Source organism: Acinetobacter lwoffii, assembly GCF_024129685.1.
In the GTDB taxonomy this organism is placed as follows: domain Bacteria; phylum Pseudomonadota; class Gammaproteobacteria; order Pseudomonadales; family Moraxellaceae; genus Acinetobacter; species Acinetobacter lwoffii_X.
On the sequence record NZ_JAMXXL010000009.1, the window covers coordinates 82341 to 108478 of the forward strand.

At 43.1% G+C, this 26138-nt stretch carries 29 protein-coding genes, 1 tRNA gene and 1 pseudogene; 21 read left to right on the plus strand and 10 right to left on the minus strand.

All coding sequences use genetic code 11. The annotated features are described in order from the left end of the window. The first annotated feature begins 107 nt into the window (after positions 1–107). Entirely contained in the window at positions 108–353 is a 246-nt protein-coding gene (locus NI464_RS06460) for a hypothetical protein (protein ID WP_004893803.1), read from the plus strand. On the opposite strand, the gene NI464_RS06465 is transcribed toward NI464_RS06460, so the two are convergent. Then, positions 354–677 carry a hypothetical protein gene (locus NI464_RS06465; protein WP_017401449.1) on the minus strand — a complete coding sequence of 108 codons (324 nt, stop codon included), beginning with the start codon at positions 675–677 and terminating at the stop codon, positions 354–356. A gap of 96 nt (positions 678–773) precedes the next feature. On the opposite strand from NI464_RS06465, the gene NI464_RS06470 reads away from it, so the two are divergent. The 16 genes from NI464_RS06470 (at position 774) to NI464_RS06545 (ending at position 10876) form a co-directional block, all read left to right on the plus strand. Then, positions 774–1208, plus strand: coding sequence for a hypothetical protein (locus tag NI464_RS06470; RefSeq protein WP_253137996.1), 435 nt, complete (start codon positions 774–776; stop codon positions 1206–1208). Then, positions 1205–1741, plus strand: coding sequence for a hypothetical protein (locus NI464_RS06475; protein WP_253137997.1), 537 nt, complete (start codon positions 1205–1207; stop codon positions 1739–1741). Before NI464_RS06470 ends, NI464_RS06475 begins: the two co-directional genes overlap by 4 nt. Before the next feature lies 1 nt (position 1742). Beyond that, on the plus strand, positions 1743–2864 hold the full coding sequence (locus tag NI464_RS06480) for an ATP-binding protein (RefSeq protein ID WP_005266744.1): 1122 nt from the start codon (positions 1743–1745) through the stop codon (positions 2862–2864). Continuing rightward, entirely contained in the window at positions 2861–3985 is a 1125-nt protein-coding gene (locus tag NI464_RS06485; protein ID WP_253137998.1) for a hypothetical protein, read from the plus strand. Before NI464_RS06480 ends, NI464_RS06485 begins: the two co-directional genes overlap by 4 nt. Positions 3986–4115: 130 nt before the next feature. After that, positions 4116–4358 (plus strand): hypothetical protein, encoded by a 243-nt coding sequence (locus tag NI464_RS06490; RefSeq protein WP_086044593.1) that lies wholly within the window; start codon positions 4116–4118, stop codon positions 4356–4358. Beyond that, a complete protein-coding gene (locus tag NI464_RS06495) occupies positions 4358–4741 on the plus strand; it encodes a hypothetical protein (RefSeq protein WP_253137999.1) in 384 nt (127 codons plus the stop codon). The genes NI464_RS06490 and NI464_RS06495 overlap by 1 nt, the downstream gene beginning before the upstream one ends. Then, positions 4741–4902 (plus strand): hypothetical protein, encoded by a 162-nt coding sequence (locus NI464_RS06500; RefSeq protein WP_167333203.1) that lies wholly within the window; start codon positions 4741–4743, stop codon positions 4900–4902. The genes NI464_RS06495 and NI464_RS06500 overlap by 1 nt, the downstream gene beginning before the upstream one ends. Beyond that, positions 4899–5063: a hypothetical protein gene (locus NI464_RS06505; protein WP_167333202.1), complete on the plus strand. Its 165-nt coding sequence runs from the start codon at positions 4899–4901 to the stop codon at positions 5061–5063. The genes NI464_RS06500 and NI464_RS06505 overlap by 4 nt, the downstream gene beginning before the upstream one ends. Then, complete coding sequence (locus NI464_RS06510; RefSeq protein WP_004646401.1) at positions 5064–5333, plus strand: helix-turn-helix transcriptional regulator; 270 nt, start codon at positions 5064–5066, stop codon at positions 5331–5333. Positions 5334–5451: 118 nt separating this feature from the next. Beyond that, on the plus strand, positions 5452–6036 hold the full coding sequence (locus NI464_RS06515; RefSeq protein WP_004646400.1) for an anthranilate synthase component II: 585 nt from the start codon (positions 5452–5454) through the stop codon (positions 6034–6036). Between the two features lie 9 nt (positions 6037–6045). Beyond that, the gene (gene trpD / locus NI464_RS06520) at positions 6046–7092 is read left to right on the plus strand and encodes an anthranilate phosphoribosyltransferase (RefSeq protein ID WP_004646399.1); all 1047 of its coding nucleotides are present in this window, start codon (positions 6046–6048) and stop codon (positions 7090–7092) included. Between the two features lie 20 nt (positions 7093–7112). Beyond that, positions 7113–7919, plus strand: coding sequence for an indole-3-glycerol phosphate synthase TrpC (gene trpC / locus NI464_RS06525; protein WP_004646398.1), 807 nt, complete (start codon positions 7113–7115; stop codon positions 7917–7919). A 199-nt stretch (positions 7920–8118) separates the two neighbouring features. Further along, the gene (locus NI464_RS06530) at positions 8119–8802 is read left to right on the plus strand and encodes a Smr/MutS family protein (protein WP_004646397.1); all 684 of its coding nucleotides are present in this window, start codon (positions 8119–8121) and stop codon (positions 8800–8802) included. A 93-nt stretch (positions 8803–8895) separates the two neighbouring features. Then, on the plus strand, positions 8896–9444 hold the full coding sequence (gene folE / locus NI464_RS06535; protein ID WP_004730181.1) for a GTP cyclohydrolase I FolE: 549 nt from the start codon (positions 8896–8898) through the stop codon (positions 9442–9444). Positions 9445–9767: 323 nt separating this feature from the next. After that, positions 9768–10202, plus strand: a complete 435-nt coding sequence (locus tag NI464_RS06540) for a hypothetical protein (RefSeq protein WP_004646396.1) — start codon at positions 9768–9770, stop codon at positions 10200–10202. A gap of 113 nt (positions 10203–10315) precedes the next feature. Continuing rightward, a complete protein-coding gene (locus NI464_RS06545; RefSeq protein WP_253138000.1) occupies positions 10316–10876 on the plus strand; it encodes a DUF4385 domain-containing protein in 561 nt (186 codons plus the stop codon). Positions 10877–10887: 11 nt separating this feature from the next. On the opposite strand, the gene NI464_RS06550 is transcribed toward NI464_RS06545, so the two are convergent. The 5 genes from NI464_RS06550 to hemE all read right to left on the minus strand — a co-directional run bounded on the left by NI464_RS06550 (position 10888) and on the right by hemE (position 16946). Then, the gene (locus NI464_RS06550) at positions 10888–12285 is read right to left on the minus strand and encodes a diguanylate cyclase (protein WP_253138001.1); all 1398 of its coding nucleotides are present in this window, start codon (positions 12283–12285) and stop codon (positions 10888–10890) included. 198 nt (positions 12286–12483) lie between these two features. Further along, positions 12484–14370 (minus strand): Lnb N-terminal periplasmic domain-containing protein, encoded by a 1887-nt coding sequence (locus NI464_RS06555; protein WP_253138002.1) that lies wholly within the window; start codon positions 14368–14370, stop codon positions 12484–12486. Positions 14371–14447: 77 nt separating this feature from the next. Next, positions 14448–14918, minus strand: coding sequence for a DUF3015 family protein (locus NI464_RS06560; RefSeq protein ID WP_004279577.1), 471 nt, complete (start codon positions 14916–14918; stop codon positions 14448–14450). A 143-nt stretch (positions 14919–15061) separates the two neighbouring features. Next, on the minus strand, positions 15062–15865 hold the full coding sequence (locus NI464_RS06565) for a DUF817 family protein (RefSeq protein WP_253113843.1): 804 nt from the start codon (positions 15863–15865) through the stop codon (positions 15062–15064). A 10-nt stretch (positions 15866–15875) separates the two neighbouring features. After that, a complete protein-coding gene (hemE, locus tag NI464_RS06570; protein WP_004646388.1) occupies positions 15876–16946 on the minus strand; it encodes a uroporphyrinogen decarboxylase in 1071 nt (356 codons plus the stop codon). 205 nt (positions 16947–17151) lie between these two features. Between hemE and NI464_RS06575 the strand changes: the two genes are divergently transcribed. The 3 genes from NI464_RS06575 (at position 17152) to NI464_RS06585 (ending at position 20527) form a co-directional block, all read left to right on the plus strand. Then, positions 17152–18375, plus strand: coding sequence for a L,D-transpeptidase family protein (locus NI464_RS06575; protein ID WP_004646387.1), 1224 nt, complete (start codon positions 17152–17154; stop codon positions 18373–18375). A gap of 180 nt (positions 18376–18555) precedes the next feature. Continuing rightward, entirely contained in the window at positions 18556–19254 is a 699-nt protein-coding gene (locus tag NI464_RS06580) for a pirin family protein (RefSeq protein WP_253138003.1), read from the plus strand. Between the two features lie 301 nt (positions 19255–19555). Then, complete coding sequence (locus NI464_RS06585) at positions 19556–20527, plus strand: methyltransferase (protein ID WP_180085208.1); 972 nt, start codon at positions 19556–19558, stop codon at positions 20525–20527. A 129-nt stretch (positions 20528–20656) separates the two neighbouring features. Here the strand turns inward: NI464_RS06585 and NI464_RS06590 are convergent. The 3 genes from NI464_RS06590 to NI464_RS06600 form a co-directional block, all read right to left on the minus strand. After that, a tRNA-Ser gene (locus NI464_RS06590) sits at positions 20657–20746 on the minus strand. Between the two features lie 87 nt (positions 20747–20833). Continuing rightward, the gene (locus tag NI464_RS06595) at positions 20834–22870 is read right to left on the minus strand and encodes an FAD-dependent oxidoreductase (protein WP_224216560.1); all 2037 of its coding nucleotides are present in this window, start codon (positions 22868–22870) and stop codon (positions 20834–20836) included. 139 nt (positions 22871–23009) lie between these two features. Further along, positions 23010–23363: a hypothetical protein gene (locus NI464_RS06600; RefSeq protein ID WP_004646383.1), complete on the minus strand. Its 354-nt coding sequence runs from the start codon at positions 23361–23363 to the stop codon at positions 23010–23012. A gap of 247 nt (positions 23364–23610) precedes the next feature. Between NI464_RS06600 and argG the strand changes: the two genes are divergently transcribed. After that, positions 23611–24951 carry an argininosuccinate synthase gene (gene argG, locus NI464_RS06605; protein WP_004279561.1) on the plus strand — a complete coding sequence of 447 codons (1341 nt, stop codon included), beginning with the start codon at positions 23611–23613 and terminating at the stop codon, positions 24949–24951. 83 nt (positions 24952–25034) lie between these two features. Here the strand turns inward: argG and NI464_RS06610 are convergent. Then, positions 25035–26048 (minus strand): annotated as a pseudogene (locus tag NI464_RS06610) (GGDEF domain-containing protein); the annotation flags it as partial. Positions 26049–26138 lie beyond the last annotated feature (90 nt).

The following is a 26138-nucleotide window of genomic DNA, read 5'->3' on the forward strand; positions in this document are numbered from 1 at the left end:
GGGTTGAGCCGGGATGAAGCCGATCTTCTATTAAAACAAGCGTTTCTAATTTCATAAAAATACCTTGCCGCATACCCGAGCGGCTCTTGGATCGGGTGGAGAAAAATATGGCAGAAACAAAATGCGGTAGCTGTGGATCGCACAGCTTTGAGCTTTCAAGCCAAAACTTGGGCAAGTCAGATCTTTTGTTTTGGTTTGTACAATGCTCCAATTGCGGGGTTCCTATTGCGGTAATGGAACATAACCATATTGGTATTAAACTAGATCATATTGTTAAGCGATTAGATGATCTGGAGGCCGGAATTGGCTTAACTATGCAGTCTGTAAGCTCATTAAAAAAGAGTAAAAAATAACTACTCTCTACCAAGAGCACGAGAGCCATTAGAGTGGCCGTTATTGGTGCTAATTTTTTCAGTAAGTGCACGAAAACCGCTAACAGTAATCTCTTGGTTATCAAGCACAAAAGCTTCGGCAACTTTAATATATTCCTGTATAAGGGCATGGTCATGTATGCCTGAGGCAACATAAGCTTTATATAATTCAGCTCGAAATTTCTTCTTGCTCATTTTAACAAACTCCAAACAACCCATCCCTGTGATGGGTTTTCTTTTGTCTATTAAAGCATAAATTAAAGCAAAGTTTATAAATATAATTAAAGTATGCTTTACATAACCCATTTATTAAAGTATGCTTTAATTATCAAGTAAAAAGAAGCCCCAGCGTTGCTAGAACAACCTGGAGCGTGACCCATCACCCTACTGAGTGAAATTATTATGAACACAAAATTAACTCCACACAATAGCTTCAAGGTAACTCTGTTTACCGCTGCCTTAACTGTAAGCGCCTTAGCGTTTGCTCATCTTGCTGACTTTGGTACTGACCAGGTGGCACCAACTCAAAATATTCAATCTGAATATGGAATCGTCTCTTTAAAGATGCTCGACGATGTACACGGTGAAGCTGTCCTAAATCTGGATGGTTTCCGTTTGGAAATCACTTCATTTGAAGTTGAAGCACACCCGGATGATTACGGTGTACCAGGTTCCGAATTCACAAATATAGAAGTCGTTGAACTAGGTGAAATCAAGGTGTTCGATGCTAATGGCAATCCATATAACGACTTCACTGATCATCAAGATCACCGCGAAATCAATTCAATGATCGCCGGCTACATCATGAAGCACCGTCTGGTGGAGGTTCAGTCATGATTTTAAATTCTGCTGATCAAATTTTTGAAGCACTCCTGAATGGCCAATCGGTCTACTGGTGTGAGTGTGGCTCTGATGACTGGTCTCCTTTAAATGATCGAACTCAAATTAATTTTGTGGACCTTTACACTGGTTTCCTGCAATTCAAAGCAGATGAACTACCTATAGTTCCAATGCCAGTAGAATTTGGCTCAACTCATCGTTATTTCTCTGAATACATCAAGACCTTTGAAGGACTTGAAATCTATCGAGTGGGTAAAACTCGTGCGAGCTATTTTGCCCTACGTGTCAAAAGCTCAGGAACCATTGCTGACTATTTCTGCAACACAACTATCTATTCCATTCAGCCGGACGGCTCATTGAGGAAGATGGATAAATCCCTTACTCCGAAATGGATTTTAGATGGACTGGAAAATGCGCGTGTTGCTATGCGCAAAAACAAGCGTCATCAAGTTTTAGAAAGTACCGGCTTCTTTGCATCGGAAGACTATAAGAACTTTAAGCGTATTAACCGTCCTGCAGGAGTACGTTGAGATGGCGATTAATATTATTCCAGCGAATCAAGCGCTGCTAGTTCAGGCAATTATTGTTTATCTGTATGCAGATCCAGGCTTGGGTAAAACATCTATCGGCTTTACTGGTGATAAGGCTATTTCATTCGACTTTGACAAAGGTTCTCACCGTACTGGTGAATTGCGTCGCGGTGCTGTAGTTCAGGCTCACCAGTGGTCTGATGTTGCAAACCTAACAATGGCTGATCTTGAACCATATAACACCATTGTGATTGATACCGTCGGTGCAATGCTTGAAAGCATCAAAACACATTTAATGCTCAATGCGACCAACAAGCAAAAAGATGGATCGTTAAAGCTTAAAGCCCAGGGCTTGGCCAACAACATCTTTAAGCAGTACGTGAATACGCTGATCGCTTCAGGAAAAGATGTGGTGTTTATTGCTCATGCTTCTGAAGATCAAAGCGGTGACCAGGTAATTTATCGCCCTGATCTGGGTGGTAAAAACCGTAATGAGCTATATCGAATTGCTGACATCATGGGTTATTTGACCACAGTCACTACTGGTGAAGGTAAGAATGCCCGGGTGATTAGCTTTAAGCCTTGCCCTACCCATCACGCTAAAAATGCGGGTGGTTTAGGTGGTGATACTGGTGAAGTGTGGGTGCCAGATCTAAAGACCAGTCCTACATTTCTGGCCGATCTTATCAAACAGGCTAAGGACCATATCAATACCCTGACACCAGATCAATTGGCCGCAATCAAGGCTCAAGAAGATCTAGAAAACTGGGTACAAAGCTGTGGTGAGGCCCAGTATGCGAGTGATCTAAATCAGCTCACTCAGTCCCTTGAAGACACTCATCTGTATTACAAGAATATGCGTGCCGAGCTGGTTCGTCGTGCTCTAGAAATGAAGTGCACGTTTGATAAACAACGTAATGCCTGGGTAGATCCACCAGAGTTCAATGGCATTTCTGATGAGCAGCTGGCCGATCTACAGGACTTTATCGATACCTGTGGTCTTGATGCGAAAACAGTATGTGAACATTTAGGGCTTGATGCACTCAACCAAATAGAAGCTTCTAAATTTGAAGCCGTAAAAAATGAAATAGAACAAGTAGCGAAGGGAGCAATGACAGCATGAAAATTTTAAATAGCAAAGAAGCTTTTGAAGCAATGATGGTCGGCCGAAATATCATGTGCCGCGCTGCTGGTGAGTTAATGGATTTTGATGGTCTGTCTCAGTTCCCTGCCACGATTTTCGCTATGCCAGGCTATGAGTTCTGTATCAAGGTTGAAACCATGGAGCTGGCCGGTATTACGTTTACCAAGCCTTTAACTCTTGATGATGTCGTGGAAGATCAGGAAATCTTTATTATTCATCCTGAGCATATTTCACAGGTTAAATACAGCAAACAGTGTATGGAGTATTTCAAAGCTGTCGACAATGGTTTTGCTCAGGCGGATAAAGAAAATGCCGAATTACAATTAGTGGCAATGGGTGAGCTATTTGGCCGAATTATTATCTATCCTCCAACTATAGACAATACAGGCAAACCCAAAAAGAGACGCTCAACCAAAGCTAAGAATGAGACTGAACAGGCTGGCATACCAGCTGGCCTAGGTGATGCTGTACCAGATATTGAAAAACAGCCTGAGCCAGAGCTGATTCAGCCTATTGAAGCCATAGAGCAAGAAGCCACTATTAATACTGAAACTCCAGTTACAGAAATTGAAGCGGATTCAGTTGAAACCGACCGAGTAAAGCTTGTTGAAAAGTTCACTGCACAAATTGATCAGTTTACTAAGGAGGATGACGTTCTTTCATTCCGTCACGTATTTCTGGCCAATGGACACTTAGATCAAAAAGATCAACAGCACTTGTGCAAGCTTACAGAAGATAAATTGCTTGAGCTGGATCCAGAGCAATACACGCCGAAGGTTGAACCTGAACCAATCGCAGATGAAGTCATTGAAGCTCAGCAACCAAGTATGTTTGATCAAATTGAAAATGCCGCACGCAAACAAGCATCAGTGGAAAGTGCTGAACATGGTAGTGCCCCTATTGATCTCTTCTACAAGAAGAAAAAACAGGTTCTGATCAATCGGATCTATGACATGGATTCAGTAGAAACTCTAGAGCGATTAGCACCAGCGATACCTGCAGCTAAATTACTTCCAGCTGATCATCAGGAGCTACTCAGTATTTATGCTCAGCGCAAAGATGCCTTGATTCAAGCTGCTGAAACTGGGGAGGCTTCATGAGTTATTCCTACTCTTCTATGACCCGCGTGCTGCTTGTGCAGCACAAAGGTCGGGTTAGAACTTACCGCAACATCAACCTATTCGGTATTGATGATTGCCTTCGAAATTTTGCGAACACCTGGGGGTACAGATGATCTTCAGAATTAAAAAGAAGCATGAAGTCGGTTTCAAGTTGTGGCTAGAAAAATTGGGTTATACCAAAAATGAACTTGCGGATGGCAGCTCGACATTTAGCGGCAAAGGCACACGCAAGACACTGAGTTACGTGCTCTTAAAGAAAGATTTAACAGGTAATGCGGCATGTCAGGTGCTATTCGATGAATATGAAGAACACCTGGATAACCCTGATTATTTAGATGTGAAGGTGGCGTGATGGAAAAGAATAAATTGTGGTGCGTAGGAATCTGCCCTGAAGATGATAGTCCGCATGAGCAGTCACCTGCCGTATCAAAAGAAATTGCTGAACGTGCTTTGGCTCGTTACAGAGCAATGACTAAGGCTGAAGGCAATCAGTTCATGATCGAATCATTTGATGAATACTTTCAGGTTCAAGAGTGGGAAGGCACAGCCGAAGACCACCAAGAACAAATGTTTTATACAGAAGACTGGTTTAAAGAGCCGATGTACCAGTGCAAAAACATGCAGCAGGCTGAACAAGCTTTTAAGTACGGTGAAATCGTGCACTGCTACAAAGATAGTGCTGAGTTAATTACTTCTGATTTTGATGAGGCTAGGCGCTTCTATGAGGTGGCGTGATGGATAGCAATAACCAAATAATTGAACCCACCCCATATGACGATGCGCAATGGCTCTGGTGCGCTGATTGGTGCAAGAAAAAAGGATTAAGCCCATATGATTCTAAGAACTGGGCAGATGCAAAGTTTGAATACTTGAAGGCTCAAGGAGAAAAACAATGACTGATATTCAAAAACCATGTGAGCCTTGTGAAGATAGCAATATCGATCAGCAAGTAAATCTGATGGATCAATTCATTGAAAGCGGTGAATTTGATAAAACTCTAAATGATTTTTTTGGGTTGCCGGAATCAGTAGTTCAAAGCTTAAAGGAGGTGTCTTAGATGGGAACTGAAGCTGAGCACAATTTACTCCAAGCCATTTTTGATGAAATGCAGGAGCTTAAAAGAGCAATGGCAAATCAGGATGAGCGCCGAGTGAGTATCAAGGAATTTGCCAAGCGCATGAACATGAGCGAACCAACTTTGTATGACCGGATTAAAAAAGGAGAAATTGACCAGCCAAGCAAAGATGGTCCACGAAGTTACTATCTAAATAGTTATGTGAACGAAGTTGTCACAAGGCATTCAAAAACTGGTAAAGTAGCCGCTTGATTGAGCGGCTTTTTAATGCCTGTAAAATCAGTCACTTTTCTAAAAGTGAGTAACATAGTGAGTAACGATTAGAAATAAAGATGCTCATTTTCACAATTTTCAAGAGGTTACGTGCGATATGCTTCTCATGATCGACAACTATGACTCCTTTACTTATAACATCGTCCAATATTTTGGCGAACTGAATCAAGAAGTAAAAGTAGTCCGTAATGATGCCGTGACATTGGAAGATATAGAGCGATGGCAACCCAAGTATTTAGTGATTGGCCCCGGCCCATGCTCGCCAAGTGAGGCAGGGATTTCTATTCCTGCGATTCAGCATTTTGCTGGAAAAATTCCTTTACTGGGCGTTTGTCTTGGTCATCAAAGTATTGGTCAGGCATTTGGCGGTGATATCGTGCGTGCCAAACGTGTCATGCATGGCCGTCTGTCTGATATGTACCACAGTGATACCGGGATTTTCAGCAATCTCCCTTCTCCATTTCCTGCAACGCGCTATCATTCACTGGTGATTGATCAAGCCACCTTGCCCGAATGTCTGGAAGTGACCTGCTGGACCAATGAAGCTGACGGCTCTATGGAAGAAATTATGGGTGTGAAACATAAGACATTGCCGGTCGAAGGCGTGCAGTTCCATCCCGAATCGATTCTGAGCCAGCATGGTCATCAAATCTTTAAAAACTTTCTCGAAATTTATGCCTAAGAACACCTTATGAATATTCAACAAGCTTTAAGCAATATTACTAAAAACATTCACCTGACTCAGGATCAAATGCAAGACGTGATGCGTGCCATCATGTCAGGTGAAACGACCGATGCCCAGATTGGTGCCCTGCTGATGGGCTTACGTCTTAAAGGCGAAAGCATTGATGAGATTACCGCAGCTGCACGTGTCATGCGTGAACTTGCCACTAAAATTGATGTCAGTGACATTCCTTATCTGGTCGATATCGTCGGCACAGGCGGTGACGGTCAAAACCTGTTTAACGTTTCTACTGCCTCTGCATTCGTGATCGCAGCAGCGGGTGCAACCATTGCCAAACATGGTAACCGCGGCGTTTCGACCAAATCAGGTTCGTCAGATTTGCTGGAACAGGCCGGGATTAATCTGGACCTGAATATGCAGCAGACTGAACGCTGTATCCGTGATGTCGGTGTCGGCTTCCTGTTTGCACCGAATCATCATCAAGCCATGAAATATGCAATCGGCCCACGTAAAGAATTGGGGATTCGCAGCATTTTCAACCTGCTCGGTCCTTTAACCAATCCGGCTGGCGTACAACGTCTGGTCATTGGCGTATTTTCCAATGAACTCTGCCGTCCAATTGCCGAAGTTATGAAACAGCTCGGTGCTGAACATGTGATGGTAGTACATTCACGTGATGGTCTGGATGAAATCAGTATAGCCTCTTCAACTCATGTTGCTGAACTGAAAAATGGCGAAGTCACCGAATGGGAAATTATTCCTGAATCGGTCGATATTGAATCGCAAACTCTGACCGGACTGATTGTGGAAGATTCTGCGCAAAGTCTGGCTTTAATCAAAGATGCACTGGGCAAGAAAAAATCAGACATCGGCGATAAAGCCGCCAATATGATCGCGCTGAATGCCGGCGCAGGTATTTATGTCTCCGGTTTGACCAGCAGCTATAAGCAAGGTGTTGCGCTGGCACATGACATTATCTATGGCGGTCAGGCACTTGAGAAAATGAGTGTACTGTCTGAATTTACCAAAACTATTAAACATTACGAAGCTTAATTCGGTCAGGGATTTTGATCATGGTGGATATCGCAAATACAATTTTAGGCAAAATTGTTGACCGTAAAAAAGAAGAATTTGCCCTACGTTTAAAGCAGAAAAGCTATAAAGATCTGGAAGAACTGGCACAAGGTGCATCACCTGTGCGTGGTTTTGCCCGGTCTTTAGTGTCGAAACGTCCGGGTGTCATTGCTGAAATTAAGAAAGCTTCGCCATCTAAGGGCATTATTCGCGAGAACTTTAACCCTGCGGAAATTGCAGCACAGTATCAGGAGGCAGGCGCAGCCTGTTTATCGGTGCTGACCGATGTAGACTTTTTCCAAGGACATGATGACAATATTCAGATTGCCCGTTCACATTGCGACCTGCCTGCACTGCGCAAAGACTTTCTGATCGATCCTTATGGGGTCATCGAAGCACGTGCCCTGCATGCAGACTGTATCTTGCTAATTGTGGCTTGCCTGTCTGACCAGCAGTTAGAAGAAATGTCCAAAACTGCATTTGAACATCATCTGGATGTACTGGTTGAAGTTCACGATGAAGAAGAACTATCCCGTGCTTTAAAGCTTTCAGATCGTTGTTTGCTCGGCGTGAATAACCGTAATTTAAAAACCTTTGATGTGGATTTGAACACCTCGATTCGTTTGAAAAAATTACTGGATCCTTCACGCTTGCTGGTGACTGAAAGCGGTATTGCAACCCCTTCCGATGTCGCCATGATGCAGGAACATGATATTCACGCCTTCTTGGTCGGCGAAAGCTTTATGAAACAGCCACGTCCGGATCATGCTTTCCGTGATCTGTTTGGTGAGCCTGAAGCAGTTTAAAGTTGTAAATACTTACCTAAGCACTTAAAAAGCCCAATCTCAGGATTGGGCTTTTTTATTTTCAATATTAAAAAGTAGATCATAGAATCTCGAGCGTATTTAAAATCCTCAGCGAATGTCATGAACGCAATTCAGTTCTCCTTTGTCTATTTTCAGACTATAATTCTTGTAAATTCCGTATCTCCCTTGTTTTTACATTATGAGTAAACACGATTCTTCGTTATCTAAAGATCAGTACAACCTGCTGAAATCTTTTAAGAAGCAAATTACACAGCCGCAAACGCCTGCGGTCGTTGCTGCACCTGTTGAAAAGACTGTCGAGCAAGAGGCTTTAGAAGAACTTGAATTATTCCGCAAGCAAATGCAGGGCGTGCAAAAAATTGAATCGGGCAATACGGTTCAACTGGACAAGCCACGCAAGAAAAAGCCGGATGCACAAATCCTGGCAAAGCGTGCAGCGGCTACTGGCCCGATGGAAACAGAGGCAATGGCTTTATCAGATACTCAAGCCATGCTCAATCCTGTCGGGAGTCAGGCCAACTTGAGTTACCGCATTGCCACCTTGCAGCATAAAGTGTTTGAAGACTTGAAAGCCGGTAACTTGCGCTGGTTTGAAGCTGTGGATCTGCATGGCTGTACTGTGGAAGAAGCGCGTCAAGCCGTGCTGCAAATTATCCAGATCGCCAAAGATGAAAACCAGAACGTGATTAAAATCGTACATGGCAAAGGTCCGGAAGCGATTTTAAAAACCTATGTGAACGGCTGGCTGCGTCAGCATCGCGATGTTTTGGCTTTTGTCAGTGCACCTGAAAAGCAAGGTGGTACCGGTGCGGTATTGGTTCTGCTCAAACGTGCAGAAAAGAATCCAAAGTTCAAACAGTAAACGGTTTTAGCCTCAAAACAAGGCATTGTAAAAGTTTTCTGCTACAATGCCGTCCTTGTTCATTCTCAGTTTAAGTGAATACGTCATATGACTATGCAGCAATCCTACGCAAACATTCTTACTGCCGTTGGCGAAGATCTAAATCGCCCTGGTCTCAAAGATACGCCTGTGCGCGCTGCGAAAGCATTTTCATATTTAACCTCGGGTTATAGCCAGACACTTGAAGAAGTGACCAACAAGGCGGTCTTCCCTTCCGATAACCGTGAAATGGTACTGGTCAAAAACATCGAATTTTATTCGCTATGTGAGCATCACTTATTGCCATTTTATGGCCGCGTACATATCGCCTATTTGCCAGAAGGTCATGTTTTAGGCCTGTCTAAATTTGCCCGCATTACTGAAATGTTTGCACGCCGTTTGCAAATTCAGGAAAATCTGACTCAGCAAATTGCAGAAGCAGTGGCTGAAGTCACCAAAGCACGCGGTGTTGCAGTAATGATTGATTCTGCGCACATGTGCATGATGATGCGCGGTGTAGGCAAGCAGGAATCAACCACACGTACGGTATCATTTATTGGTGATTTTAAAACCGACAAAGAAACACGTCGTGAATTTTTAAGTGCGGTTCCAGAAAGCTATTAATTATTAAAGCTTAAAAATAAGTTACTCAAAGCCTCGATCATTCGGGGTTTTTTGCTTTTAAAGGAAGAGGATATCAATACTTAATTCAAAAGCTCACTTGCTATAAATAACACCTGGTAACAGGGTTTAAAGACCTGTCCCAAAACTTGCTATGTTTCAGTCTAGAACTCAAACAATTCCTGCTTGTGTTTGCAACAAGCCTACACTTGGATACACGATAAAGTTTTAATCCTGCCGCTCTCCCATTAAAGTAATTTGAAGTTGATATACAGCAAAGCGCTTTATATCTTTCTGATTGATTTTTAATGATAAGGAAAGTAACCATGGCGAATAGTAAAAATAACCAGGCGAAAGACAGCAAAAAATCAGCAAAAACTGCTAAAAAGACCCAAGATGAGAAACTGAAAAAGTCGAATAAGAGTAGTGACAAAGACAGTGATCGCAAAGTCACTAAAAAAGCGGCGAGCAGTAAATCTAAAGCGGCATCTTCTAAGAAAGACAATGCCAGCAAAGATGAAAAAGTGAAGGCGAAGAAAAATTCGAGCTCAAAAGCCAGTGATAAAGCGAAAGACCAAAAGACCTCTTCTGCGAAAAAACCGGCTAAAGCGAAAAGCAGCAACAAGAGTAAAGACGACACTAAAGTGAAAAAGTCTTCTTCAAAAAAATCGGCGCCTGCTAAAAAGCAGTCGAGTAGCTCCTCTAAGAGCAAGTCAACCAAGGCTAAAACCTCGAAGACCAGTTCGAAAAAATCGAAGTAAAATGAAAGCCCCTAGTTCTAGAAGACAGGGGCTTTTCTGTATCCTGCCTTTCATTTTCATAATTTGTATTAGCTGAAATATTGAGTCATTTTAAATTTCAGAAAAGGCCGAATATGAAGTCATCTGCCAAAGTAACCCCACCAAAACGTCCGTCACATGTAGTTTCGAATAGTTTTGATTATTCTCTGGACTTTGCAAAGATTAATTTTCGTAAACGACCCGAGCTCTACCGGATTGGCCGTGGTGAACAAGGTGTATTACTGGTTGAGCCTTATAAATCGGAAATCCTGCCACACTGGCGCTTTGCAGATGAAGCAAAAGCCCAAGCCAGTAGCGAGAAAATCTATCAGCTTTTCTTGGACTATTTAAAACAAGGAGATTTTATTGGTGCTGACATGGCACGCAAGTTTTTACAGATGGGTTTTACCCGTGCCCGGCGTTATGCCAATCATAAAGGCGGCAAAAAGTATGACGGTCCGGTTCCGGAAGACAAAAAAGGTTTAAGTGGCGCGCATGGCCGTTCCGAGCTGCCACGCAATCAGGAAGATCCTGTTAAAGCCGCTGCTGCCAAAATTTTTAAACAGAAATGGGATGAAGCTAAAAATCATCCCGAATATCTCCAGCAAAAACAGAAATTTCAGGAATTTATAGAGCAGCAGTCTGCAACTGGCTAAAAACCTTTCATTTAAACTGAGAGTGGCTGTGCGACAGGGTTCAAGGACTGATGAGCCATATAAACTCTGTTACGCCCGTTGTTCTTCGCCATATACAAGGCAGAATCTGCCGCATTCAGGAAGCGCTGATAATCCGGATGTCCATCATAAAGCACACAACCAATACTGACCGTAAATTTAAACTGCTGGCCTTGTGCCGAATTAATCATGCCATTTTCAATATATTTACGAATACTTTCGGCAATATTCAGGGCACGTTTCTCATCAGTATCCACCAGTAATAGCAAAAACTCTTCACCGCCGACCCGAAAAGCATAATCACTGCCCTGACTGTATTTTTGCAATGCTTCGGCCAGAAATTTCAAGGCCAGATCACCTGCTGCATGTCCAAATTTGTCATTAATACTTTTGAAATAATCAGCATCAATGGCAAGTAAAGACAAAGGCGTATGATTCTTACGGGAAAAAGTGATTTCACGTGAAATAATGGTATTCAAATAACGACGATTCAATAACTGGGTCAATGAATCATTACCGGATTCAATATATTCGGCCACCTGAAATAACTGATCTACTAACAACTGAATCTCACGGTTCAAGTCACGGATTCGTTGGATCAGTCCCAGCATATTGTTTTTGTCCGTACAGTCCATAATATCTTGATTAAGTTCATCGACTTGATAAATTCGCTCAATGATTAAATCGACCTGATCAGAACCGGTAAAAGCATAAGAGGCTTTATGAATAAACCATAAACCAAACTCCGACTTGGACAACATCGGATGATTCAATTTTTCATGCTCAGAAAAGACCTTGAACATGAGCTCATTTTCCCAGTCTAGCAATGAACTGCGCTGTTTATCTTTTTGTACGGCCACATCCTGCATTGCTGAAAAAACACGATAACTGTGTTTAATTTCCTGATTCATGGCTGTTTTAGCTTCATAAGATCGGCACATGACTTCTGTGGCAAATCCCATGATCTGGACAATATAACTGCAGGTGGTCAACATACTGTGTTGAGGATTCTCATCCAGCAGTTCAAACATTTTACGCTCAATTTCACGCACACCGCGCATGATCAGCCAAGACGGAATTCCGACACGCGCATGCACATGCCCCACCATCGCCTGTTTCTGCACGGCATCGGCATAGCGTTTATTAATTCCCACACTAAAGCTTTCAAGTAGCCAAGCATTTAAAGTGTCGCGCAAGCGCTGTTGAATCAAGTCATCAGAAAAGAATTCTGCAGATTCCTTTTCAAGGAGCATGTTTTTATAGAATTCTTCCACCAGAATCAGGGAGTGATCTTGAATAAAGTGAAAGGCATGCAATAAGTCATCAGATGAATAATTTTGACAGATCTGTTCCCATTGCTCGGCCAGTCTTGCCATGCATTCATTATTCATACTGTGTGTTCCCCAAAACCTTGCAATTCGCACTCACATTATGTGACAAATATAACAAATATCAGGTATTTTTCCTAAAATATCGACCAGATTATTTGTACCCAACCTAGCCAATTTTTTTATACAAGGGAAAACCGAACAGCAGCCTCATGGATACACAGCACTTTATGAATAGTGTTAATCAGTTTTAACTCAATCTTAAAAATACCGGATCAAACCAAGACTCCATTGATCCCAGTCTTTGGACTGCTGTTGCTGATATTCCCAAGACAGCCGAAGTGCATGTTGTGGATTGAATGCATATTGGAGTTCAGTATTCAGTTTCAGCTGCCAGCGATGCGAATCTTCCCAATAAGGCAGTTCCACCTGCACCAGACTGTTAATCTGATCGCTCCAGATATTCTGGCACCCCACAGTAGGGCCAGCACCTACGCGCCAGCCTTGATCCAGTGCCTTGCCTGCCTGTAGCTGAGTTTGCATTTGCGCATAACATAGATGTTCACGGCTGGCATTTGCCCAGCTATAACCACCCTGAGTTTTTAAGCTGGCGACGCCATGCTGTTCATCTTCACTAAACTGGCCATGCGCATCCAGTGCCTCCTGTTTCCAGCCCAGATTAAAACCCCAGGATAATGGCGTATTAAACGGATTGACCGGGTTATAGGAATTGACAGTAAATAGATCCAGATGTTCCAGCTTGAGCTCACTGTCACGATATTGCAAAGCCCCATCTAGAAACAATAATTGTGTGCCTGTTCGAAAACCACCTTGCGGATCGATAAGATCATGATAGGCCTGCCGATGTCCAAGCTGGACAAAGGATTCACCCTGAACCTGTCCGGCCTGAAGACTGATATTGCGTGCATGATGGCTTTGTACCGGATCTATTTTTGAACGTTCCGGTGCTTTACGCTGTTTCTCGACATTTAGCTGGCTTCTTAAGCCTAATAACTTGCGAAAACGTGGTTGAGCAAAAGATTCATCGACTTTTTGTCGAAGAAAGTCCAGATATAAATGATCATAGGCCATTTCCAGAATTTTGGCCTGATCTTCTGCCGGATAAGGCTGCAAGATTGAAGGCATTACACCTGTTTCTGCATAAGCCAGCTGATGCGCAGTTTTTGCCAGCGCTTTGCCATGCTGTCTGGACTGTGCCAGCAATTGAGTTTCAAGCGCCGGACGGTAAACTTTCTGTTTAATCAAGCCTTGCCGTTCTACGACTTTCAGTGTTTCAATCGGAATCGCAGTCGAATTAAACTGTTTCTGTAGATTTAACTCGGGACGTACCAGATCAAACAATCCCAGTAGGCGATAAGCGCAATTATCATTGACAAAATAATAAGGGAAACTTACATTTTGCATTTCCCAGAGATGCTGTACCAGAAACCTGGTTTCTTGCGGGCTTAAGTTTAATTCATATTCCCATAAATCCCGGCTTTCAAAGTCACCATACTCTTTGACCTTGCGGTAATACGGCATCAGGGAATATTCACCCGGATATTGTCCGGTCAGTCCTTTCCAGGCAAAGGACCAGTTATCATTGCCATCGACCGTTGCGGCATAGTTGACTGCATAGGAAATCAGATTGAGTTGTTGCTGGTCTTTAGGGTCCAGCCGCAATAAGGTATGCCCGAACATGGAGCTGGGATTACCCATAAAATCCGTAGCATAGATCAGGGTTGCCTGATAAGGCTTGACCTCGCCAATCCATTTATCTAAATCCGGACAACTAACCTTAGGCAATTGTTGCTCGGAAATATTCAATTGTTGCATTAACCAGCTGCTGCGTGCCGGAAACTTACAGCGAACAGACTGATTCGGCTCTGCGCTCAGGAATAAAGCCTGAATGTTATGCTGCATTTCTTTTTTTAGATCAGTTTTTCCCTGCTCTGCCAGGAAATAGCCCGAATAGTTAACCTCGCTATGACCTTCGGGATTAGCATACATCAGACGCTGCCAGGTGGTGCTCTGATCCAGACGCAGGGTTTCGGCCTGAGCTATATAATGCTGGATGTCTGGATTAATTTCGCTAGAAAAACTTAAAGGGCTGAATGTCAGGCCCAACATGAAGAACGCATATTTCATTCAGTTAACTTATTCTCATCAATTTCTTTTAGTCATAAGAAAACCCTGCCAGAACAGCAGGGTTTTTAGGGTGCGGATCAGATGTAGGATTTCAATACTTCATCTTTGGCCATCACAGTTTGTAAGGTGCTTAAAACTTGTAATGTATTCTGGTTTTCTTCGGAATAAATTTCAGAGAAATTCTGCTTGGAAACGCTAAAGAAACGAGCTTTATCTTCAGATTTAATATTCAAAAGTTCAGCCAGAACATTCAGGCTTTCACCCTCTCCAACTGCCATATCACGCGCCAATGCTTCAGCGTTTTCATTGGTAAAGGTCACCACTTGAGCGGTTACGGTACCGCCCTGGCTACAACCTAAAGTACCAAAAGTGATCCCGAGCCACTGATTCGTGAACAGAACGTTGGTCGTACCTGCAAAGAGTTTAGGAATAATACCAGACTGACCCGCCCACACCTGGCTTCCGATACCACAACCGACATCTCGGTCAGCCATCGCCATGCTTGAACCAGTCGCCAATACCGCCGCCAGCATAATTTTTTTCAACATAGTTATTCTCCAATTATTCTCATGCAATCTTTGTTATTACTCTAATGATGTAATTTAAATTACATACTCAGCAGAGTAGCGACAAGTCAAGTTTGGCGCAATTGAAAAAATGTATGCTTTACATAAACATAACCTGATTGATTTTACTGTTCTTTGAGCGCCCAATCGCCTTGTAAATTACGCTGTCCCAAGATTTTCAGTACCAACACCAGACTCAGCAGTAATAATAAATACCAAGATCCGAGTTTGCCCCATCCCACCATATGCCATTGCTCAATCTGGCTTGGATAAAGCCAGATCTGGTAAAAGGTACTGATGTTCTCGGCAATCCAGATAATAAACGCCAGAATCAGCAGTACGGGTAACATCGGCAACTGAAAAGCATGCTGATTCAGCTGGAAGCGGATTCTGGTTTTCCAGAACATGATCACGCTCCAGACAAATAGAATCAGACGATAGTCAGGAATAAAAAACTTGCTCATAAAGTTGATATAAGACAAGACTGCCAAAGCCAGCATATGACTAAAACGCGGCAATTTTTCAAATGAAACCTGATATAGACGTAAAGAACGTGCAAAAAAGCTGCCGACCGCAGAATACATAAAACCGGCAAATAAAGGCACGGTCAGGATTTTAAATACTGCGGGTTGAGGATAATGCCAGGAAGCAATTGCCGGATGGGTCAGGAAGATTTCCATCACCATGGCCATGAGATGAAATAACGCAATCACTTTGGCTTCAGCCCAGGATTCCAGTTTGGTATAGAGCAATATCACCTGAATCAGCAAAGCAAAAAAAAGCAGATAGTCATACCGGTAAAAACCAAAGAAGAGATCGCTGCCCATAGAAGCAGTCAGCGCAAAAGCGAGCAGGAGTAAAATCCCAAATAAGGCAGCCGAAGCTGCCTTATAAGTAAATTCAAACCCTGATTTGAATAGATCGATCAAGGTTTACATCCTAAAGATATTTGGCACTATACTCATGTACGGTATCAATAAATGCTTTTGGATTCGCCGGATCAACCCACTGGGTAATACCATGACCTAAATTGGCAACATAACCGGTTTTCTCGCCATTGGCATAGGCATCATCCAGCATGGCTTTTGTCGCTTTAATGATGGTGTCTGATGAACCATATAAAGTTGCAGGATCCAGGTTACCCTGAAGTGCTGCACGACCAGCAACCGTTTGACGAGCGACATTCAATGGCGTGGTCCAGTCCAGACCAAATGCATCTGCGCCTGTCGTAATCATCGGTTCCAACCATTGACCGCCACCTTTGGTAAACAGAATTACCGGAATCTTGCGGCCGTCTTTCTCACGTTGCAAACCAGCGACAATCTTCTGCATATAGTTCAGCGAGAACTCGATATATTCACGATGTGCTAATGCCCCACCCCAACTATCAAAGATCTGTACCGCTTGTGCACCCGCATAGATCTGCGCATTCAAATATTCAGTCACTGCATCAGCCAGACGATCCAGTAAAGCATGCAAAACTTCAGGCTGCGCATACATCATCTGTTTGGTAAAACGGAAATCCTTGCTTGAACCGCCTTCGACCATATACGTTGCCAGAGTCCATGGACTGCCCGAGAAACCAATCAGAGGAACCTGACCGCCCAAGGCTGAACGAATGGTCGAAACGGCATTCATCACATAATCCAGATCCGACTTGGCATTAAATGCAGGCAGATTGGCGACATCCTGTTCGGTACGGATGGTCTTGTGAAATTTCGGGCCTTCACCGGCTTCAAAATACAGCCCCAGTCCCAAAGCATCCGGAACCGTCAAGATATCCGAGAATAAAATCGCGGCATCAAGATCATAACGGCGTAAAGGCTGCAAAGTTACTTCACAGGCCAGTTCAGTATTCTTGCAAAGCGAAAGGAAATCTCCTGCCTTGGTACGCGTTTCGCGGTACTCAGGCAAATAACGGCCAGCCTGACGCATCATCCATACTGGCGTAGCATCTACAGGCTCACGCAACAATGCGCGCAGAAAACGATCATTTTTTAAGGTCGTCATTCACATTCCCATCTTTCTTTGACATTGCCAACATCATAGCAAAAAGGCCGCAGTTTTAATAACTTCTGGCAACTTTAAAAACCGATCGGATTGAACGGCAACCTAGTGATTTACACAAAACAACTACTGCATCTCCACATTTTTTCTGTAATACTTATAGTGTTTTTTCACATAGTTAAAGAAATAATTCTTAAGGTTGAGTTACATGTTCGTTCGCACAATGCTCGCTGTGAGTCTAGGTTGCATTTTCGCAGGTCAAGTTTTTGCCGCGTCTACTGCTGAACAACCATTAAAACCCCAAGTGGTGACTGATGTTGCAGTGCAAGATCCGATTGATCCATTAGCAACTGAAGCTTCAGCGGCCCAAGCAGCACCTGCAGAAGCGCAAATTACTGCACAAGAACAACAAGACTTAAAACAGGCATCTGAAGCGCTGAATGAGCTACAGGATACCGAAGATCAGACTGCCTCTGTTGGCGCAGCACCAAATACCAAAGCACCGACTAACTCTGCGATGACCAAAGCTTCTTGGACTTTAGACGGTTTAAACAATGCCCAATGGTATGAAAATATCGGTGCAGGTCAATTCCCAGTTTACGCACGTGCGCATGTCATGCTGAATAATGCCCATGCATCACCAGGTGCGATTGACGGAACCAGCGGTAAAAATACACTAAAAGCCATTGCATCTTTCCAGCAAATGAATGGCATTAAACCGACAGGTGTTTTGACTCAGGAAACCTGGGATAAACTAGTTGCACGTCAGGGTTCTAAGCCAGCCTTTGTTGAATACACCATTACTGAAAAAGATCTGGCAGGCCCATTTGCCAAGTCTATTCCTTCAGATTATGCGTTACAGGCGAAAATGAAAGGCTTGTACTACACACGTGTCAGTGAAATGTTGAGCGAAAAATTCCATATGGATGAGAATTTCTTAAAGAAACTCAATCCAAATGCTAACTTTAATAAAGTTGGGGAAAAATTACTGGTCAGTAATGTACGTAATGACTTGCCTGAAGGTATTCACTTGATTGTTGCACATAAAGGTGCGAAACAACTGTACTTATTTAACAGTAAAAATCAAATGATCGCGTCATTCCCTGCCACCATTGGTAGTGCGGATACACCATCTCCGACCGGAACCTATAAAGTAACAGGTGTTGCACCAAACCCTTGGTACAGCTATTCACCGTCTAACTTTGTACAAGGTAAAAACTTAAAACCACTATCTTTACCACCGGGTCCTAACGGTCCTGTCGGGAATATCTGGATTGGTTTAAGCAAGAAATCATTTGGTATTCACGGAACACCAAACCCGTCTACCATTTCGAAAACAGCGTCACATGGTTGTATTCGTTTGACTAACTGGGATGCCAATGATCTTGGCCGTAAAGTCAAATCTGGGGTAACGGTTCGTTTCTTAGAATGATGATCGGTCTGCCGATTTGAATAAAAATAGCCTGCTTTTGAGCGGGCTTTTTTATTCCTTATGTTTACTTTCAGCTCTTTCGTTGCAAAAATGCAATGATCTGTCGCCTATTTGAGATTTTTTCAGTTATAAAACGACAGTATGATGATCTCAAGTTAAAAATAATGTCGAGATAAAATCATGAATGCTTTTCTACATCCGAGCGAAAATCGTGGTCATGTAAAAATGGGCTGGCTGGAGTCTAAACACAGCTTCTCATTTGGTAATTGGTATAACCCAAAGTATATGGGTGTCAGTGCTTTACGCGTTATTAATGATGACCTGATTGATGGACATCAGGGTTTTGGAACACATCCACATGACAATATGGAAATCCTGACCTGTGTGCTGAAAGGAACCATTACCCATCAGGACAGCATGGGCAATCATGGCGGAATCGCTGCGGGTGAATGGCAACTGATGAGTGCAGGAACAGGTGTGCGGCACAGTGAAATGAACCAAGGCGACGAACAGGTCCATTTACTGCAAATCTGGATTATTCCAAATGAACGTGATGCCAAGCCGAACTATCAGCAAATCCGTCTTGACCCGCATGAGCAACCGAACCAGTGGCATTTGATTTGTGGTCCGAATGACAATGCACCGATGCATATTCGTCAGAATGCCGAAGTCAAAACTGCGGTGATTCAGCAAGGCCAAAGTCTGGAAGTGAAAGCGACCCAGCATATTAATTATGTACATGTTGTTTCTGGCACTGTCCAGATCGCTGAACATACAGTTGAAGCTGGCGGCGCAATTGCTTTTCTAGATGATACAGAAATTAAAGCAAGCGAAGATGCGCAAGTGATCTGGTTTGATTTACCAGAAGTGCCTCACTAAGTTTTAAGGCTCTCACCCATCATGGCTATTAATCACTTTGATTAATAGCCATTTTTTATGAATCGAGAATAAAAGTAGACAGAAGCTTTATCAGAAGATAATTTTTTAAAAACAGCTATAAAAATCACACCAATTCACATCAGTTTTTTACTTAAAATTCTGGCATTTCAGGCGAAGATGAAGCTGATTCATTTCTATTGAATGAACGCATCGCGAATGGCTGATCTGGTCATGGTCTTATATGGGATTCAACGTCTATCCAGCTTTGTATTGATTTTACGTAAACCAAAGAGCAACGCTTATGAACCAGATTTTAGAAATTCAGAATCACCAGCAACATGCTCTGCATTTTTTACTAGCGTTTTTAAAACAACAAAACTATCAGTTCACAGCTATTACTCCGTTGTCGCATCAACGGATTTTGGATCGTAAAAGAAACGAGAAAAATCAGGAAATAACCCTGCAGGATATATTTGGCTGGAATCTGGAATTTAGCAAAACCGATCTTGATCCGGTTCTTTTTTCCTTGCTGGCAAAACAGCAACTTCTACAGGTTCAGGATGAGCAATACACCAGTCTGGTCAGGGTCGCCTCACTGGAAGGTGAACTCTTTATTCACTCTTCCTTTCCAACCACACAACAAGATGCTGTTTTTTTTGGTCCCGATACTTATCGCTTTGTCTATCATCTCAAGCAATATCTAGCCACCGAACCTCGCCCTTTCAAACGGGCTGCTGAAATATGCTGTGGCACCTCTGCTGCTGCCATCAGTATCGCCAAATACTTTCCAGATCATGAGGAAATCTTTGTAGCAGATCTAAACCCCAAAGCCTTGCTCTATAGTCAGCTCAATATTGATTTTTCGGGTTTTACTTCAATCTCTCCGGTGCAAAGCAATTTATTTTCCAATCTTGAAGGTCAGTTTGACCTGATTTTTGCCAATCCACCTTATTTAATTGATCCTGAGCAACGGCAATATCGTCACGGAGGTAATGAGCTCGATGGCAATGAATTATCTTTTAAAATTATAAAACAAGGCCTGCAAAGGCTAAATTCAGGCGGCCGTTTATTTTTATATACCGGCGCCACCATCACACGAAATGGCAATCGATTTTTACAGTATCTGCAAGACCTGATGCAGCAGCATCAAAATATTCACTGGTCTTATGAGGAAATTGATCCGGATATTTTTGGTGAAGAATTAGAGCAACCTGCTTATCAGCATGTGGAAAGAATTGCTCTGGCTCTGATTAAGATTGAAGTATGCGATTAAAGAATATCTGTTTATAAATTATCGACTTTTTAAATATCGAACCTCTTCAAGATCCGTTTTTTTTAAATCATTCTGTAAAATTCATCAGCAATAAAAAACCCCAATCTTTCGATTGGGGTTTTTAAAATTTGGCGGAAGCGGTGAGATTCGAACTCACGGAGGACTCACACCCTCGTCGGTTTTCAAGACCGGTGCATTAAACCGCTCTGCCACGCTTCCATGGGCGCAATAATACGGAGCTTTTGTCCGGCTGACAAGTGAAAATTACAGTGAATGCAATCAACTGCATATAGTTTCATCAAATCCTTACAGTTTTGCTGCTAATTCCGCTCCCTCACGAATGGCACGCTTGGCATCCAGCTCGGCAGCCAGTTTTGCACCGCCAATAATATGATACTGCGCCAAGGTATTTTCCCCAGCACTCGGCATCAGGTCTTTTACCGATTCCTGACCTGCACATACCACAATGGTATCCACACGCAATAATTGAGCATGGCCATCTACCTCAATCCATAAGCCTTCATCCGTGACAGATTTATATTGCACACCGCGCAACATCCGCACGGCATGTTTTTTTAACTGGGCACGATGTACCCAGCCTGAAGTCTTGCCTAGTCCTGCGCCAAGCGGTGTCTTTTTACGTTGTAATAGATAAATTTCCCGTACTGGAGGTTCTACTTCAGCACGCTGTAACCCGCCTTCAGTCACATAATCTGGATGAGAATCTACACCCCATTCACGCTTCCACTCATCCACAGGTTGCGGCTGTATTTGATGCGGTGGCTTTAATAAAAACTCGGACACATCAAAACCGATCCCACCTGCGCCAATGACCGCAACACGATCACCGACAGGTGCGCCACGTAGCACTTCTGCATAAGATAATACTTGTGGTGCCTGACTGCCTTCGATATTCAAGGCACGCGGCACAACCCCTGTAGCCACAATCACCTCATCAAAACCCTCACGCTCCAACTGCTCGCGGTTGACTCGGGTATTGAGACGCAGATCAACTCCAGTTTTTTCTAGCTGCACTTTAAAATAACGAATCGTTTCGTGAAATTCCTCTTTCCCCGGAATGACCTTAGCCAGGTTGAACTGTCCGCCTACTTCATGACTGGCCTCAAACAGCGTCACATCATGCCCGCGACTGGCTGCGACAGTAGCAGCCGACAAACCTGCGACACCCCCACCGATCACTGCAATACTTTTTGGTTTTTTGGTTTTGACATAGACCAGTTCGGTTTCATAAGCGGCACGCGGATTGACCAGACAGGTTGCGCGCTGGTTTTTAAAGGTATGATCCAGACAAGCCTGATTACAGGCAATACAGGTATTGATTTCATCCACACGATTGGTTGCAGTTTTATTGACCCAGAACGCATCGGCCAAAAGTGGACGTGCCATTTGCACCATATCTGCCTGCCCTGATGCCAGAATTGCTTCGGCAGTCTCTGGCATATTGATCCGGTTGGACGCAATTACCGGCACCGACACATGTTTTTTGACTTCAGCGGTATAATCGACAAAAGCGGCACGCGGTACAGAAGTCACAATAGTGGGGATACGTGCTTCATGCCAGCCAATCCCGGTATTAAGCAAAGTAATCCCCGCCTTTTCCAAAGCTTTAGCTACGGTAATCACTTCCTGCATGGTATTGCCATCATGTACCAAATCGAGAAGCGACAAACGGAAACAGATGATAAATTTTTCGCCAATTTCCTCGCGAATGGCTTTGACAATTTCTACGGCAAAACGCATCCGGTTTTCAATCGGGCCACCCCAACGGTCGCTACGCTGGTTGACATGACGACTTAAAAACTGATTCAGTAAATAGCCTTCCGAACCCATAATTTCTACGCCATCATAGCCAGCCTTTTTGGCAATACTGGCCGTGTTGACATAGTCCTGAATGGTATTCAGGATCTGTTTATCTGACATTTCACGTGGTTTAAAAGGAGAAATTGGCGATTTGATTGGACTTGCCGACACCACAAAAGGCTGATAGCCATAACGTCCGGCATGCAGAATTTGCAAAAGAATTTTGGCGCCATGTTTATGCACTGCATGCGTCACCAGACGATGTGGCGCAATATCTCCCAAGGTATTCATGGTGCCGCCCGCCGGCAACAACCAGCCTTGACGGTTTGGCGATATTCCACCCGTAATCAGCAGACCTACGCCACCCTTGGCACGTTCGCCAAAATACGCTGCAAGTTTAGGATAATTATAGAAGCGGTCTTCCAGACCAGTATGCATCGACCCCATTACGACCCGGTTTTTAATGGTGGTAAAACCTAAATGCAGTGGTTTTAAAATGTTGGCATAGCGCGTCGTGGTCATAACAAATCCCTGATTATATTTGGCTGAGCAAGTCATTCCCTTACTTTAACTGATTTTCAGCGGCTTTTTATGACCCGGAGTTCAGCATTTTCAGGCACAAATATCAATCTTCGAAACAGTTCTTTCTATACATGACGAATTAGTTCTGCCATTGTCGTGCGCTGGATTTCCATAATGCAATCACGCCCAATACTGTACCAATTGGAAAACTCAGCAACATCAGAATAGCCATTATTCTGGATAAAGTACGTCCTGAACCATTGCCCTGCTTCACCTTTATACTGGCCTGGATATTAAAAAACATCAACAAGCCTAAAAGCAGCAGCACCACACCTAAACTCAGCATGGAAATACTGGATTGCTGATATTCAAGATATAAAAACAGCACTGTACTAAAACCAATCAGGCCGGCATAAATCCCATGCAACAGTGCCAGTGTTTCATTCTTGGTTTTAGGATTTAAATTAGGTAAAGGTGGGATATGAGTCGCCATGCTTTTATTCCTGTTTTATCTGGTTTTTAAATTATTCGGCTGAATATAACCAATTTTTTACTTTTTCAGCAGGATTCTGGTTAAAATCGTGCGATTTATGATTATTTAAGCCTATTGAATAGAGATTTTAAAACGAGTTTTTCTTTTCTAAAGCAAACCTAAATAAATTAATGATACAATTGATGCAATATGTATTTTTTCAGGCCACCAATTCTGGCGTGCCTATTTCATATCATTAGGATGAACAATGTCTGATAATGCAACTATCTTGCAGAATGTCCCAGTAGGTAAAAAAGTTGGTATTGCCTTCTCTGGTGGTCTAGATACTTCTGCTGCTCTTTTGTGGATGAAACAAAAAGGCGCTGAACCTTATGCTTACACAGCAAACCTGGGTCAGCCAGACGAAGACGATTACGATGCGATTCCAAAAAAAGCTGAAGCTTATGGCGCAGTAAAAGCACGTTTAATCGACTGCCGTTTACAGCTTGCATTAGAAGGTATTGCTGCAATTCAATGTGGCGCGTTCCATATTTCTACAGGTGGTATGCCTTATTTCAACACGACGCCATTGGGTCGTGCAGTAACTGGCACCATGCTGGTAACTGCCATGAAAGAAGATGACGTTAACATCTGGGGTGACGGTTCAACTTATAAAGGCAACGACATTGAGCGTTTCTACCGTTATGGTTTGTTGACCAATCCTGCGCTTAAAATTTACAAGCCTTGGTTAGACCAAACCTTCATTGACGAGCTGGGCGGCCGTGCAGAAATGTCACAGTTCCTAATCGACAATGGTTTTGACTATAAAATGTCAAAAGAAAAAGCCTATTCAACTGACTCAAACATGCTGGGTGCGACGCACGAAGCCAAAGATCTTGAATACCTGAATGCAGGCATTAAAATCGTTGAGCCAATCATGGGCGTTGCGTTCTGGAAAGATGACGTAGAAGTAAAAGCTGAAGAAGTATCGATTACTTTTGAAGAAGGCTTCCCGGTTGCCATCAACGGTCAACGCATTGAAGATCCAGTTGAGTTCATTCTTGAAGCGAACCGCATCGGTGGCCGTCACGGTCTAGGTATGTCGGATCAAATCGAAAACCGGATCATCGAAGCGAAATCTCGCGGTATCTATGAAGCTCCGGGTATGGCGCTGCTTCACATTGCTTATGAGCGTCTGGTAACAGGTATTCATAACGAAGATACGATTGAACAATACCGTATTAACGGTCTACGTTTAGGTCGTCTGCTTTACCAAGGTCGCTGGTTCGATTCTCAAGCACTTATGCTGCGTGAAACTGCACAGCGTTGGGTTGCTAAAGCAGTTACCGGTACTGTAACGATCGAACTGCGTCGTGGTAATGATTACACGATTATGAACACTGAATCTCCAAACCTCACTTATGAAGCTGAGCGTTTAACTATGGAGAAAGGTGATTCCATGTTCTCGCCGATGGATCGTATCGGTCAGTTGACCATGCGTAACCTGGATATCACGGATACTCGCGCGAAACTGGGCATCTATACAGAGACTGGTTTACTGGCAGTTGGTTCAGCATCTGCAGTGCCACAACTGAAAGACAAAAACTAAGTTTTAGTCATTTATGTTGCATAAAAAACCGCTCCTGATGAGCGGTTTTTTATTGAGGGTTCTTTTATTGATTTTAATAATCTCTAACCATTTGCGATATCTGAATTGACTGAACGAATGGACTGATAATAAATCTGGTTGCGTCCAAGCTGTTTGGCACGATATAGCGCCTGATCCGCGATTCCCAATAAGGCGTCTTTATCAATATCATCTTCACCACGATAGACGGTAATGCCTAAACTGATGGTGATATATTTCGCAACCGAGGATTTTTCATGTGGAATTTCCAGACGGTCAATCGCCTTAAAAATATTTGAAGCCACTGCATAAGCACCATGTGCATCTGTTTCTGGCAAGAGCACTACAAACTCCTCCCCACCATAACGTGCGACAAAGTCCATATGACGGATCGCATTTTTGATGGTTTTGGCAATAGTCGAAATGACATCATCACCTTTCTGATGCCCATAAAAATCGTTGTAATTTTTAAAGAAATCTACATCGATAAACAGAATTGCCAATGCCGTTTCTTCACGGCGTGCACTTTCGAAATGCACTTGCAGCGTCTCATCAAAAGTCCGTCGATTGGAAATTTTGGTCAGTTCATCGTACTGACTCAAATGTAATAATTCGTTGGTATGAATACGCTGGATCTGCTCACTGATTCTGGCGCGAATGCTATAGAGAAAAATCACACGTTCACGGGCAAAAATCATATGGCTAATCACATAACCCAGCAAGCAACTTCCAATTAAAATCCGGCCAAAAACCATAGGATTAAATTCAACTGAAAGACTAAACAATACAAGAATAGTAGTTGCCGCAGCGAGTAATCCGGTGACCAGCATCTGAATCGGCTTAATACCGGTCAGAACATAACCCAGGATATATACGATCGTGACTATCGCCATGGATTGATGCTGCAAGGCATCAGTTTTAATCGACATGGTGATACATGAAATTGACACCTGTACCCAGAATACCAACAGCATCGAAGCCTGAGGAAAAAAGCGCTTGATCTTGGGTAAGCACGAGAACATATAAAAGATAATTAGCGACACGCCGCCATTGAGCAAGCCCAACATACACAGGACAAAATAGATCTCTTGCGAAAGTAAAAAATTGTTTATACTAGCCCCATGAAATATGAAAATTTAACTCGATTTAATGATGGGGAATTTAAACGA

Excerpts from the sequence above, each read along its gene's own strand:
- NI464_RS06460 (WP_004893803.1), top strand. The coding sequence starts at position 108 with ATGGCAGAAACAAAATGCGGTAGCTGTGGATCGCACAGCTTTGAGCTT.
- NI464_RS06465 (WP_017401449.1), bottom strand. The coding sequence starts at position 677 with ATGGGTTATGTAAAGCATACTTTAATTATATTTATAAACTTTGCTTTA.
- NI464_RS06470 (WP_253137996.1), top strand. The coding sequence starts at position 774 with ATGAACACAAAATTAACTCCACACAATAGCTTCAAGGTAACTCTGTTT.
- NI464_RS06475 (WP_253137997.1), top strand. The coding sequence starts at position 1,205 with ATGATTTTAAATTCTGCTGATCAAATTTTTGAAGCACTCCTGAATGGC.
- NI464_RS06480 (WP_005266744.1), top strand. The coding sequence starts at position 1,743 with ATGGCGATTAATATTATTCCAGCGAATCAAGCGCTGCTAGTTCAGGCA.
- NI464_RS06485 (WP_253137998.1), top strand. The coding sequence starts at position 2,861 with ATGAAAATTTTAAATAGCAAAGAAGCTTTTGAAGCAATGATGGTCGGC.
- NI464_RS06490 (WP_086044593.1), top strand. The coding sequence starts at position 4,116 with ATGATCTTCAGAATTAAAAAGAAGCATGAAGTCGGTTTCAAGTTGTGG.
- NI464_RS06495 (WP_253137999.1), top strand. The coding sequence starts at position 4,358 with ATGGAAAAGAATAAATTGTGGTGCGTAGGAATCTGCCCTGAAGATGAT.
- NI464_RS06500 (WP_167333203.1), top strand. The coding sequence starts at position 4,741 with ATGGATAGCAATAACCAAATAATTGAACCCACCCCATATGACGATGCG.
- NI464_RS06505 (WP_167333202.1), top strand. The coding sequence starts at position 4,899 with ATGACTGATATTCAAAAACCATGTGAGCCTTGTGAAGATAGCAATATC.
- NI464_RS06510 (WP_004646401.1), top strand. The coding sequence starts at position 5,064 with ATGGGAACTGAAGCTGAGCACAATTTACTCCAAGCCATTTTTGATGAA.
- NI464_RS06515 (WP_004646400.1), top strand. The coding sequence starts at position 5,452 with ATGCTTCTCATGATCGACAACTATGACTCCTTTACTTATAACATCGTC.
- trpD (WP_004646399.1), top strand. The coding sequence starts at position 6,046 with ATGAATATTCAACAAGCTTTAAGCAATATTACTAAAAACATTCACCTG.
- trpC (WP_004646398.1), top strand. The coding sequence starts at position 7,113 with ATGGTGGATATCGCAAATACAATTTTAGGCAAAATTGTTGACCGTAAA.
- NI464_RS06530 (WP_004646397.1), top strand. The coding sequence starts at position 8,119 with ATGAGTAAACACGATTCTTCGTTATCTAAAGATCAGTACAACCTGCTG.
- folE (WP_004730181.1), top strand. The coding sequence starts at position 8,896 with ATGCAGCAATCCTACGCAAACATTCTTACTGCCGTTGGCGAAGATCTA.
- NI464_RS06540 (WP_004646396.1), top strand. The coding sequence starts at position 9,768 with ATGGCGAATAGTAAAAATAACCAGGCGAAAGACAGCAAAAAATCAGCA.
- NI464_RS06545 (WP_253138000.1), top strand. The coding sequence starts at position 10,316 with ATGAAGTCATCTGCCAAAGTAACCCCACCAAAACGTCCGTCACATGTA.
- NI464_RS06550 (WP_253138001.1), bottom strand. The coding sequence starts at position 12,285 with ATGAATAATGAATGCATGGCAAGACTGGCCGAGCAATGGGAACAGATC.
- NI464_RS06555 (WP_253138002.1), bottom strand. The coding sequence starts at position 14,370 with ATGAAATATGCGTTCTTCATGTTGGGCCTGACATTCAGCCCTTTAAGT.
- NI464_RS06560 (WP_004279577.1), bottom strand. The coding sequence starts at position 14,918 with ATGTTGAAAAAAATTATGCTGGCGGCGGTATTGGCGACTGGTTCAAGC.
- hemE (WP_004646388.1), bottom strand. The coding sequence starts at position 16,946 with ATGACGACCTTAAAAAATGATCGTTTTCTGCGCGCATTGTTGCGTGAG.
- NI464_RS06575 (WP_004646387.1), top strand. The coding sequence starts at position 17,152 with ATGTTCGTTCGCACAATGCTCGCTGTGAGTCTAGGTTGCATTTTCGCA.
- NI464_RS06580 (WP_253138003.1), top strand. The coding sequence starts at position 18,556 with ATGAATGCTTTTCTACATCCGAGCGAAAATCGTGGTCATGTAAAAATG.
- NI464_RS06585 (WP_180085208.1), top strand. The coding sequence starts at position 19,556 with ATGAACCAGATTTTAGAAATTCAGAATCACCAGCAACATGCTCTGCAT.
- NI464_RS06595 (WP_224216560.1), bottom strand. The coding sequence starts at position 22,870 with ATGACCACGACGCGCTATGCCAACATTTTAAAACCACTGCATTTAGGT.
- NI464_RS06600 (WP_004646383.1), bottom strand. The coding sequence starts at position 23,363 with ATGGCGACTCATATCCCACCTTTACCTAATTTAAATCCTAAAACCAAG.
- argG (WP_004279561.1), top strand. The coding sequence starts at position 23,611 with ATGTCTGATAATGCAACTATCTTGCAGAATGTCCCAGTAGGTAAAAAA.